Origin of the sequence: Bacteroides sp. 2201st1_D9_2201SCRN_220225 (assembly GCF_040928965.1) — a bacterium.
In the GTDB taxonomy this organism is placed as follows: Bacteria; Bacteroidota; Bacteroidia; order Bacteroidales; family Bacteroidaceae; genus Bacteroides; species Bacteroides stercoris.
Genome location: NZ_JBCODG010000069.1, coordinates 1 through 10,658 on the forward strand (window position 1 = coordinate 1; position 10,658 = coordinate 10,658).

The window sequence follows — 10,658 nt, forward strand, 5'->3', positions numbered from 1 at the left end:
ATAACAAAGCCCCAGCTTGTGAAAGTCGGGGCTTTGTACGTAAAATAATGAAGGTGTGCATTTTGACACACCTTCTTTCTTTTTAATAATATCGTTATATATGAATGATTTAAAATATCTATCTTTGTTTCCCGATAAAGGGAAATATCAGTATGACAGATAATTTAAATAGAACAAGTTTATGAAACGATTGATTTATGTGTTGTTCTTTGTACTGCTGGCAGGCACATCGTATGCACAGCGGGCAAAGTATGTATTCTATTTCATCGGCGATGGAATGGGAGTGAATCAGGTGAACGGTACGGAGATGTACCTTGCCGAGCAGGAGGGACGTATCGGCGTGAAGCCGCTTTTGTTTACCACATTTCCGGCAGGTACTGTGGCTACAACTTTCTCCGCCACTAATTCCGTGACCGATTCTTCAGCAGCCGGTACGGCGCTTGCCACTGGTGCAAAGACATACAATGGGGCTATTGGTATGGGCGATGATAAAAACGCCTTGCAGACAGTTGCCGAGAAAGCCAAGAAAGCAGGCAGGAAAGTCGGTGTCACCACCAGTGTCAGTGTAGACCACGCTACCCCGGCGGCATTCTATGCCCACCAGCCCAACCGTAGCATGTATTACGAAATTGCGCTTGACCTGCCGAAGGCCGGTTTCGACTTTTACGCAGGCGGCGGTTTCCTGAAACCCGCTACGACAGCCGATAAGAAAGATGCGCCAAGTATCTTCCCCATTATAGAGGAAGCGGGATATGCCATTGCCAGAGGATTGGACGAATACAAAGCAAAGGCTGCGGATGCAGGGAAAATGGTGCTTATCCAGAAAGAGGGTGCCGTACCTTCCTGCCTGCCTTATGCCATCGACCGCAAGGAAGGTGACCTTACCTTGCCGGAGATTACCGAAAGTGCTATTTCGTTCCTGACAAAGGGAAACAATAAAGGATTCTTCCTTATGGTGGAAGGCGGTAAGATAGACTGGGCTTGCCACGGCAATGACCCTGCCACCGTTTTTGAGGAAGTTATCGATTTGGATAATGCGGTAAAAGTGGCTTATGAGTTCTACAAGAAGCACCCGAAAGAGACTTTGATTGTTGTGACTGCCGATCACGAAACCGGCGGCATGAGTCTGGGTACCGGAAGATATGAGTTGCGCCTGAAAGCATTGACGAATCAGGAACAGTCGCAAGACCTTCTTTCCAAGGCAATTACCGATTTGCGGAAAGATTCCGACAAGGCTTCCTGGGAGGAAGTGAAGGCGCTGCTTGCCGATAAGATGGGATTTTGGGAAGAGTTGCCTTTGACTTGGGAGCAGGAAAAGATGCTCCGTGATGAATACGAGACGTCTTTTGTGAAGAATAAGGTTGTCTTTGAAGAGAGCCTGTACGCCAAGACCGAACCTTTGGCTGCTGCTGCCCGGAAAGTGATGAGCCAGATAGCAATGGTAGGATGGACCGGTTCGGGCCATACGGCCGGATATGTACCTGTCTTTGCAATAGGTGCGGGCTCCGATTTGTTTGTCGGTAAGATGGATAATACGGAAATTCCGAAACGCATTGCGAAAGCGGCGGGGTATAAATAATCTCCTTTAAAGTCGGTCACCTCAGGCGGTACGGATTGACGCCCTTTCAAGTTTGGGTTGAAAAGGCTCTGTATCGCCTGAGGTGATTTTTTTATTTCAAATCTTCTTTGATTACTTCATCCATTTCCCTGATAAGTTTTTTCCGCTCTTTGGCGGATTTCACTTTCTTGTCTTTGCGGCCGGGGTCTGTACGTTCTGAAACCTCTTCGCTCCATTCTTCAAATTTATTCTCTGCCGGGCGGCCGTTGGGGTCGATGTTCTCTTCGGCAATGGAATCGTTTCTGTAAATCATATCATCCATAACGCTTTTGTTTTTAATGGTTATGACGATACTACAAGCAACCGGGCAAAAAGTTCCGGCTTTTCGTTCTTTTTCGTAATCGTTTATAAGAGTAAACGATTCTTGAAAGGCGGGGCAAGTGGTTTACAGTTTGGTTTCCCCTTCGATAAACTCTTCCAGAAACAGGTTCTCGCCGTCGAATACGGCATAGGAGAAATAGTTTATCCAGTCGCCGAGGATAAGGACGCGGGCGGTGGCACTCAGCATCAAATCCAGTTCGATGTGCCGATGGCCGTAGATGAAGAAGTTTATATTCGGATGGTTCTTCAGATACTCTTTGGTATACAGTACAAGATGCTCGTTGTTTTCGCCCATGTAGTCGGGCTCTTTCCCGTCTATTCTTTTCAGGCGGCTGTGCTTTGCCCACCTCAGTCCGAACTCTACGCTCCAGCGGGGGTGGAGGGTGGAGAACAACGTTTGGAGGGTACGGCTGTGAAACATGGTACGCAGCAGTTTGAATTTTTTGTCCGGGTCGCCCAATCCGTCACCGTGGGCAAGGTAAAACTCTTTTCCGTAGATTTCCGTGGTGAGGGGTTCGCGGTGAATGACTACCCCGCATTCCCGGGTAAGGTAATCCCCGCACCAGATATCATGGTTGCCGGTGAAGAAGTGTACTTCCACGCCCATATCCGTCAGTTCGGACAGCTTGCCGAGAAAGCGGGTGTAGCCCTTGGGCACAACCGTGCGGAACTCGTACCAGAAGTCGAACATGTCGCCCAGCAGATATACGGCGGCTGCTTTGTGTTTGATACTGTCGAGAAAGTTCACCAACCGTCGTTCCTGTGTACGTCCGTGCTCGATGGCCCGCGAACCCAAGTGTGCGTCTGAAAGGAAATATACGTTCTTCATATATGCTTTGTTACGTTGTCAGTTAGAGAAAGCCCAGTTCCAACTTGGCCTCTTCGCTCATCATGTCCTTGTCCCATTCGGGCTCAAACACCAGGTTGATGGTGGCAGAGGTCACGCCGTCTATCGATTCTATCTTCTGGCGGACATCTTCCATGATGAAGTCGGCGGCAGGGCAGTTGGGAGCTGTCAGGGTCATGTCGATAGTCGCCTCGCCGCTGTCGGCAACATCTATCTTGTAGATGAGTCCCAGGTCGTACACGTTTACCGGAATCTCCGGGTCGAATACGGTTTTCAGCATGGCTACGATTTTTTCTTCTATTTCAAATTTGGTCATATTCGTACGGTTTGTTGGTTTAGCGAAGCAAATCTAAAGATTTTAATTGAAACTACAAAGAATGTGCAGGCTACATTACAGCACTCCTTCGTCGGTAAAACTGTAATATCTGCCGTCTGTGACTATAACGTGGTCGATGAGGCGGATGTTCATGGTCTGTGCTCCTTTCAGTATGAGCTGTGTCAGTTGGCGGTCGTTCGTGCTGGGCTGCGGATTTCCGGAGGGATGGTTGTGTATCAGGGCAATCTGTGTGGCGCGTTGCAGCAGGGCTTCGCGCAGGATGCTCCTCACGTCGGCGCTGGTCTGGTCGATGCCGCCCCGGCTGATGCGTACTTTGTCTATGACGCGGGATGCCTGGTTGAGCAGGAGTACCCAGAACTCCTCTACGGTGAGGTCGCACAGGAGCGGATGAAAGATTCCGTAGATGTCATCGGACGAGTGTATCGCGACCCGTTCCGAACGCTCTTGCCGGTTTCTGCGTTTGCCCAGTTCGAGGGCTGCCATGATGGTGACGCTCTTGGCTGGCCCGATGCCTTTGAAGCGGGAGAAATCGTGGACTTCCCATTTGCCCAGCCGGTTCAGATCGTTGTTGCAGCAGGCAAGTGTCCGTTGCATCAGTGCCACGGCGCTTTCTTCAGTGTTTCCCGAGCCGATAAGGATTGCCAGCAGTTCGGCGTCGCTGAGGGCTTCCGCTCCTTTCAGCATCATTTTTTCCCGTGGCCGGTCTTCTGCCGCCCACCGGTTGATTGTCAGTTTTTTCATCTTTTTTTCATTACCGGCTGCCGGCACTTGTAGCCTGTTATTTATAGAAATTCTTCTTGAATGCCTCGAACTCATCCTTGCCACATATGCAACGGTTCCACCAGGCACGCCAGAAACCAGTTCCGTATCCAATGAGCTGGATGAAGGCGGCGGCAATGGAATAGACGCCGATGCGCAGGCTCTTGTTCCGTAGCGTGGAGTCCGTGCATACAAGCAGTGCGTACAATGCAATCGGCAGCAGGCTGTACGGGCAGAAAGGCGCTCCCGCCAACAGCACGGCTACGCCCAGTGTAAATGCTGCCGGCAGCAGATGCACCGTTTTTAGGGATTCGGGATATTTTTTGTAGAGGTTGATGCGGGCGATGCCGGAGTTGTGCACTTGCTTGAAGAATTTCTTCAAGTCCGTCCGCCGCTTATGATACACCCATGCTCCGGGAAAAAGCCTGCATGCGTACCCGCCCTTGAAGATGCGGATACTGAAGTCGATGTCCTCTCCGAAACGCATCCGGGAGAAGCCGCCGAGCGTTTCATAAACCTCGCGACGTACTCCCATATTGAAACTCCGCGGATAGAATTTGTCCATTTTCTTTTTTCCGCCGCGGATGCCGCCGGTGGTGAAGAACGAAGTCATGGAGTAGTTGATGGCTTTCTGTATATCGGTAAAGGAGACGTGCGCACGGTCCGGTCCGCCGAATGCATCGGTAGGGGCTTTTTGCAGTTCCTCTTCCACTGCTGCAAAATAGCCTTCGGGAAGGATGCAGTCGGAATCCAGTATAATCAGGTATTCTCCCTGGCTGCGTTCGGCGCCGTAATTGCGCGTTTGTCCGGGACCGGAGTTGGGTTTGGCGTAGTAACGGATGTCCAGAATGTTCTGATAGCGCTCTGCAACGTCCTTGCAGGGAATCGAAGAACCGTCCTCTACGATAATGACTTCGAAATCCTTGAAGCTCTGTCGCGTGAGGCTTTGCAAAAGCTCGTCCGCTTCGTCGGGGCGGTTGTATACGGGAATGATAACGGAATATCGCATGTCTCTGTCTCTTTTTATCGGGTTACGGGAGTTGATGTTGCAAAGATACGTTTTTATTTGGTGACAGACGGTTATTTTGCCGTGTATTCGGACTGTTATTTTCGGTTCATTCTCTCTACAAAGTTTAAAAATGAAAATCATCTGTTACGTTATCACGCTATAGGGGTATACCTTTGATTACAAGTGTGTTGTGCCGTGATAGATAGGCACGGAAGATGAAATTGTTTACAAATATCTATCACGGCCCGTATGTCTTTAAGAGTGGACTAAGCCGTATGTGTATTTATATTTGATAGAATGGGTAATGTATTGGTTATCAGTGTAAAACATTTGGACTTATGGGGAACTAATTGTTTTAAAACTAGTAACTTAGTATTTCAAAAAGATGCATAAAGATAACGCAACCATGCTAAAAATCAAATGGTTATAAAATATATTTTTTTAGCGAGGTAGAAAAAGAAAGTAAGGAAAAGCATATTTGGGCGGGAGTTTCGTTACCAAATCGTAACCCGCCCCAAAATGCTTCTAAGAAATATGTAATGTGTTATATTTCAGCTTATTGCCTACTTCTGCATAACATCAAATAACTCAACAATAATTAAATTTGTAACTAAAAAAGTTGAGTTATGCGAAGCACATTCAAAGTATTGTTCTACACCAAGAACCAGTCAGTAAAAAATGGTAAGGCCCCGATTATGGGCCGCATCACCATCAATGGAACCCAGGCAGGTTTCAGTTGTAAAAAAGAAGTGTCCCTCGCTTTGTGGGATGTCAAAGCCAACCGGGCCAAAGGCAAGTCCGAAGAAGCCCGTACACTCAATCAGGAGCTTGACAACATCAAGGCACAGATAACAAAGCACTACCAGTACATTTGCGACCACGACAGTTTTGTCACGGCCAAGAAAGTCTATAACCGCTATGTTGGCTTCTCAGAGGAATACCATACCCTTATGAACCTTTTCAGGGAACAGTTGGAATCGTATAAAGAGAAAGTCGGCAAGGAAAAAGCAGAAAGCACTTATCGAGGTCTGGTTGCTGATTACAAGAACCTTTTGCTTTTCATGAAAAGCAAGAAGAATATAGAGGATATTGTTATCGAAGAACTTGAAAAATCATTTATTGAAGATTACTACAACTGGATGCTCGGCACATGTGCTTTGGCAAACTCCACAGCCTTCGGGCGTGTCAATACCTTGAAATGGCTGATGTATATCGCACAGGAAAAAGGCTGGATACGGGTTCATCCGTTCGCATCATTCGAGTGTATGCCCGAATATAAGAGACGTTCCTTCCTTTCAGAAGAGGAACTGCAAAGGATGATCCATGTAGAACTGAAATACAAACGTCAGCGTGCCATGCGTGATATGTTTTTATTCATGTGCTTTACCGGCCTTGCCTATGCCGACCTGAAAGCCATAACCTACGATAATATTCATACCGACTCCGACGGCGGTACATGGCTTATGGGCAACCGTATAAAAACGGGAGTGGCATACGTTGTGAAATTATTGCCCATTGCTATCGAACTGATTGAAAAATACAGAGGTGTGGATGAAAAGAAAGACTCCCCCGAATGTGTCTTCCCTGTAGGTGAATACAACACCATGTTCCTTAGTCTCAAAATCATAGGCAAGAAATGTAACTGCCGGGCCGAAGTCACCCCGCATATCGGGCGCCACACATTTGCCGTTCTGGCTATCCTCAAAGGGATGCCGTTGGAAACCCTTCAGAAAGTATTGGGGCATAAGTCCATTCTTTCCACGCAGGTATATGCCGAACTGATCAATCCGAAGGTAGGTGAGGACACCGACAAGATTTGCGAGAAAATCGGCCATGTTTACAAACTTGCCATGTAACATGGCAATAAAAAGAAACGTCCGGGGCCAGTTAGGCCGGAGGACGTTTCTTCACTTTTTCTTTCTTACTTATTTTCTGAACCGCCTGAAATCCCTATAATTCTTTTTCAGCACTTCATACAGGGAACTTTCCGGGTAAAGCAGCTTCCCCCCGATAGTGGTATAAGGCACCAGTTTTTCATCCCTCAATGTTTGCAGCGTCCGTCGTGAGATATGCAGCACGGCACACACATCATCTCCCGTCATGTAATGCTCGTCCGCAACCGTCGGGCGTATCCGTGCCGTTGCATCTTCCACCGCTTTCCCCGTTTTCTTAATCCATCCGGTCAGTTCCTTGAACTCTTCCGAATCCTTTGTGATAATCTCTGCCATACCTTACTTTCTTTTGATTAGTCCGCTTTCCAATATTTCCTGAATATCCACTTCCCGATAGAAGAATTTTCCCCCTACGTTTGAGTAAGGAATAAGCCCGTTGTCCCGATAGTTTTGCAGGCACCGTTTCGATATGCCCAAAGCCAGACACACGTCCTGTGCATCCATTCATTTGTCCGGTGCGGGCGGGACAATCTTTGTCTGAAAGTCACCCATTTGTACGGCCAGCGTACTGACCAGCCTTCTCAACTCCTGATACGCACTTGTTTCAATAATTGTCAGTTCCATACTAAAATTCTTTTTAAGTTTCTGAATATGCGGCAAAGTAAAGCACATCTTATATCCCTTCCAAAGGAATAGAATCACAGTCGTCCATTGGCCTGCATTGGCGTATCAAAGCCCAAACGATAAAAGAGAAAGGCCCGTTACCTGCATCCATGCAGCAACGGACCTTCCATATCCCACTTGTTTGCCGTTATCTTACATCTTTATACCTTTTGTTTTTCTATACATGTGTACAAGAAAATATTGTATATCAAACACGATGTGCCCAATTCTCGGACACATTCTAATCCAAACGGTACTTCTTCAATTTCAGATAAAGCGTGCTCCGGCTGATACCCAGCAACTTGGCAGCGGCTTTCCTGTCATTGCCCGTTGCTTCCAATGCTTTCAGAATAGTTGTCCGTTCCGCCCTTTCATCGTTCAGCGTATAGACTTCTGCCTGTTTGGACTTGTCCGGTAAATCCACGTTCTCAGAAGTGATCCAGTCGTCTTTCGCCAGCAGGGCGGCACGTTTCACCGCCCCTTTCAGTTCCCGTATGTTTCCCGGCCACGGGTATGCTTTCAACCGTTTCCGTGTCTCCCGGTCAAAGCCTTTCACGTTCTTTCCCAATTCCCGGTTGGCGATATTGAGCATGTATTCTGCCAGTGGAATAATATCTTCGGGACACTCTGCCAATAGCGGCACATACAGCGGAAATTCATTCAGGCGATGAAACAGGTCTTCTCTGAACCGGCCTTCCGCTATCGCCCTTTCCAAATCCTCATTCGTGGCGGCTACCAGCCGGATGTCCGCTTTCACCTCTTCCTTGCCGCCTACGGGACGGTAACGTTTCTCCTGCAACACACGCAGCAGTAACATTTGTACTTCCATGCTCAGGTTGCCCACCTCATCCAGAAACAATGTCCCGTGATGGGCCAGGGCAAACATACTTGTCTTGTTTTCCGTAGCACCCGTAAAGGCCCCCTTCATATGGCCGAACAGTTCCGATGCCGCCAGTTCTTTCGGTAGTGCCCCACAATCCACCGCTATGAACGGGGCATCCGCACGTCCGCTCAATGCGTGTATTTGCCGGGCTACATACTCCTTTCCCGTGCCCGATGCCCCCAGTATCAGTACGGACAGGCTGTCGGCAGGGGCCACCACACGCACAATGTTCTGAAGTTTCACCGCCAGAGGACTCTTGCCGACGTAGAAAGCCCGTTCCGCAACTTTCTTTCTGTTTCTACGGTCCAACAGTCCACGGATGATACCCAGCACCTTTTCCGTCTGCACGGGTTTGGGCAGATAGTCTGCGGCACCTTTCTTCACCGCTTCCACCGCACCGGGTATATTCCCGTACCCCGTCATGATAAGGAAAGGCATACGATAGCCCTGCGCCTTCATCCATTCCAGCAGTTCCACACCGTTACTGTCGTTCAGGCGGAAATCCGACAATACCAAATCCACCTCATGGCTTTCCAGAAAGACCTTCGCCGCATCCACCGATAATACATAACGGGCATTGATGCCGTTTTTCACCAGCCAGTTTGCGGTAGTGCGTGCATACACACGGTCATCCTCTACTATCAATATGGTTTCCATCCGCTTTCTCTTTCAGTCTTTTTGCTTTCTCTATGGCCTGTTCAACGGCCTCAAGCAGTTTCTCAATTCTTTTATCCAATGTCCGGTCCCATTTTTCAAGAGGCATGGAAGCCATTCTCTCCAATTCACCGAGGGGTATGTTTATACGGATTATCGCCCAGAGCGGTGCGGCCTTGTGTATGACATGTCCCAGCTTCTCGTAATTTCCCGCAGAAAAAGCGTCCCGCATCCCGGAAAGTTCCTCTGTGGTGTCCTCTATGAATATGCCCAGCATTTCTTTCCTGTTTTCCTCACCTTCCATGATAGCCGCAAAGTCCGGCCTGTCTATGCGTGAAGTGGCCGCCAGCAATTCTTCCGGCGAGAAAGGCTTATACAGACAGCCGGTAAAGCCTTCGTGCTTAAAACGTTCCGGCTTTTCATCCGCCTGTGCGGTTACAGCCAATACGGGAAGTGTCTTCGTCTGCCCCAAGTTACTGCCCCGTATCAGCGACAGCACACCGTACCCGTCAATTTCCGGCATCCGCATATCCGTCAGCACGAGATCATAGCGGTTCCGGCGTAAGGCCGAAACCAATTCTCCCACATTCAGGCAACAGTCGCATTCCACCCCGTTGCGTGCGTATATCTTCCTGACTACATCCAGTTGCATCCGGTCATCATCTATTGCCAGCACCCTCATTCCCGAAAGGGAGTCCTGTTCTGGGGATATACTGACATCTCCCAGATTACCGTCTGCCTCACGCATGGGAAGGCATATCTCAAAGGTGCTCCCGTTTCCCGGAGCACTCTGCACACGGATAGTTCCTTCCAATAGCGTGACCAGCTTATAGGTTATCGCCAGTCCCAGCCCGAAGCCTTGTTCCGTGTCTGGAGTATCGCCGCGCTCGAAGGCGGTAAACAGCCGTTCCTGCCTTTCCTGATCAATGCCCGTTCCCGTGTCCCTGACGAAAAAGCACAAAGCCCCATTCCGGTATCTTGCACCTACATGGACATATCCGGCACGGGTAAACTTCACGGCGTTTGACAGCAGGTTATTCAATATCTGTACCAACCGCCCACGGTCCCCTTCCACAAGTACGTCCGAGTCCGTCACTTCCGTTGTCAGGCCCAACCCCTTCTTTGCGGCCATCGGCAGGAACGAATGCACGGTTTCTTCAACCGTCCGCCCCGGATGAAAGATTTCCTTTTCAGGTTGCTCCTTTTCCGCTTCCAGCCTGTAATAATACAGCAGGTTGTTCGCCAGTCCGATGACATGGCGGGAGGCACGCTGGATATTCACCGCATACCCCTTGCTTCGTTCCACGTCTTTCTCGTCTTGCAGCAGTCCGGCGTATTCACTGATAGTGCCAAGCGGCGCACGCAGGTCATGGCTAACCGTCAGTATCAGGTTCCGGCGTGCGGCCAGCAGCTCACGGTTCCGGCGGTCGGATGTCTCCAACTTCATCCGGTATGTCTGCCTTTGTCGGATGTCACGATGTATAAAAATGTAGAATACCACTATCAGCAGGATAGCGGCAACAGCAATAAAGAGGATGATGCGGAAAGACTCTTCCCTTAGTGCCGTCATTTGTTTTGCCTCATTATCAGATTGAACAATGGCAGCCTGCTCAAACTCACAGATAAGCTCGTTTATCTGCGAGTTCAGTTCCCTGCCACGTTGTTGCAGGCTATC

At 49.0% G+C, this 10,658-nt stretch carries 11 protein-coding genes; 2 read left to right on the plus strand and 9 right to left on the minus strand.

Annotated elements, in window-relative coordinates; genetic code table 11:
• Nucleotides 1–181 precede the first annotated feature (181 nt).
• Nucleotides 182–1,579, plus strand: a complete 1,398-nt coding sequence (locus AB5903_RS17865; protein ID WP_195658332.1) for an alkaline phosphatase — start codon at nt 182–184, stop codon at nt 1,577–1,579.
• 91 nt (nt 1,580–1,670) lie between these two features.
• Here the strand turns inward: AB5903_RS17865 and AB5903_RS17870 are convergent, their stop codons facing one another.
• The 5 genes from AB5903_RS17870 to AB5903_RS17890 all read right to left on the minus strand — a co-directional run bounded on the left by AB5903_RS17870 (nt 1,671) and on the right by AB5903_RS17890 (nt 4,891).
• Nucleotides 1,671–1,880 carry a hypothetical protein gene (locus tag AB5903_RS17870; protein ID WP_117857973.1) on the minus strand — a complete coding sequence of 70 codons (210 nt, stop codon included), beginning with the start codon at nt 1,878–1,880 and terminating at the stop codon, nt 1,671–1,673.
• A gap of 123 nt (nt 1,881–2,003) precedes the next feature.
• On the minus strand, nt 2,004–2,768 hold the full coding sequence (locus AB5903_RS17875; protein ID WP_005656288.1) for a UDP-2,3-diacylglucosamine diphosphatase: 765 nt from the start codon (nt 2,766–2,768) through the stop codon (nt 2,004–2,006).
• A gap of 22 nt (nt 2,769–2,790) precedes the next feature.
• Nucleotides 2,791–3,102 (minus strand): metal-sulfur cluster assembly factor, encoded by a 312-nt coding sequence (locus AB5903_RS17880; protein WP_005656290.1) that lies wholly within the window; start codon nt 3,100–3,102, stop codon nt 2,791–2,793.
• Nucleotides 3,103–3,177: 75 nt separating this feature from the next.
• Nucleotides 3,178–3,864 (minus strand): DNA repair protein RadC, encoded by a 687-nt coding sequence (radC, locus tag AB5903_RS17885; protein WP_040316059.1) that lies wholly within the window; start codon nt 3,862–3,864, stop codon nt 3,178–3,180.
• Nucleotides 3,865–3,901: 37 nt separating this feature from the next.
• Nucleotides 3,902–4,891, minus strand: coding sequence for a glycosyltransferase family 2 protein (locus AB5903_RS17890; RefSeq protein ID WP_195658333.1), 990 nt, complete (start codon nt 4,889–4,891; stop codon nt 3,902–3,904).
• A 626-nt stretch (nt 4,892–5,517) separates the two neighbouring features.
• On the opposite strand from AB5903_RS17890, the gene AB5903_RS17895 reads away from it, so the two are divergent.
• The gene (locus AB5903_RS17895) at nt 5,518–6,747 is read left to right on the plus strand and encodes a site-specific integrase (RefSeq protein ID WP_272710704.1); all 1,230 of its coding nucleotides are present in this window, start codon (nt 5,518–5,520) and stop codon (nt 6,745–6,747) included.
• 69 nt (nt 6,748–6,816) lie between these two features.
• Here AB5903_RS17895 and AB5903_RS17900 read toward each other — a convergent pair whose 3' ends face one another.
• The 4 genes from AB5903_RS17900 to AB5903_RS17915 all read right to left on the minus strand — a co-directional run.
• Nucleotides 6,817–7,119 carry a helix-turn-helix domain-containing protein gene (locus tag AB5903_RS17900; RefSeq protein WP_195658335.1) on the minus strand — a complete coding sequence of 101 codons (303 nt, stop codon included), beginning with the start codon at nt 7,117–7,119 and terminating at the stop codon, nt 6,817–6,819.
• Nucleotides 7,120–7,122: 3 nt separating this feature from the next.
• Complete coding sequence (locus tag AB5903_RS17905) at nt 7,123–7,287, minus strand: helix-turn-helix domain-containing protein (protein ID WP_195658336.1); 165 nt, start codon at nt 7,285–7,287, stop codon at nt 7,123–7,125.
• Nucleotides 7,288–7,687: 400 nt separating this feature from the next.
• Nucleotides 7,688–8,986 (minus strand): sigma-54 dependent transcriptional regulator, encoded by a 1,299-nt coding sequence (locus AB5903_RS17910; protein WP_272710705.1) that lies wholly within the window; start codon nt 8,984–8,986, stop codon nt 7,688–7,690.
• Nucleotides 8,958–10,658: hybrid sensor histidine kinase/response regulator (locus AB5903_RS17915; protein WP_368118084.1), on the minus strand; the 1,701-nt coding region annotated here is incomplete at its 5' end. The genes AB5903_RS17915 and AB5903_RS17910, both read right to left, overlap by 29 nt.

Excerpts from the sequence above, each read along its gene's own strand:
- AB5903_RS17865 (WP_195658332.1), top strand. The coding sequence starts at position 182 with ATGAAACGATTGATTTATGTGTTGTTCTTTGTACTGCTGGCAGGCACA.
- AB5903_RS17870 (WP_117857973.1), bottom strand. The coding sequence starts at position 1,880 with ATGGATGATATGATTTACAGAAACGATTCCATTGCCGAAGAGAACATC.
- AB5903_RS17875 (WP_005656288.1), bottom strand. The coding sequence starts at position 2,768 with ATGAAGAACGTATATTTCCTTTCAGACGCACACTTGGGTTCGCGGGCC.
- AB5903_RS17880 (WP_005656290.1), bottom strand. The coding sequence starts at position 3,102 with ATGACCAAATTTGAAATAGAAGAAAAAATCGTAGCCATGCTGAAAACC.
- radC (WP_040316059.1), bottom strand. The coding sequence starts at position 3,864 with ATGAAAAAACTGACAATCAACCGGTGGGCGGCAGAAGACCGGCCACGG.
- AB5903_RS17890 (WP_195658333.1), bottom strand. The coding sequence starts at position 4,891 with ATGCGATATTCCGTTATCATTCCCGTATACAACCGCCCCGACGAAGCG.
- AB5903_RS17895 (WP_272710704.1), top strand. The coding sequence starts at position 5,518 with ATGCGAAGCACATTCAAAGTATTGTTCTACACCAAGAACCAGTCAGTA.
- AB5903_RS17900 (WP_195658335.1), bottom strand. The coding sequence starts at position 7,119 with ATGGCAGAGATTATCACAAAGGATTCGGAAGAGTTCAAGGAACTGACC.
- AB5903_RS17905 (WP_195658336.1), bottom strand. The coding sequence starts at position 7,287 with ATGGATGCACAGGACGTGTGTCTGGCTTTGGGCATATCGAAACGGTGC.
- AB5903_RS17910 (WP_272710705.1), bottom strand. The coding sequence starts at position 8,986 with ATGGAAACCATATTGATAGTAGAGGATGACCGTGTGTATGCACGCACT.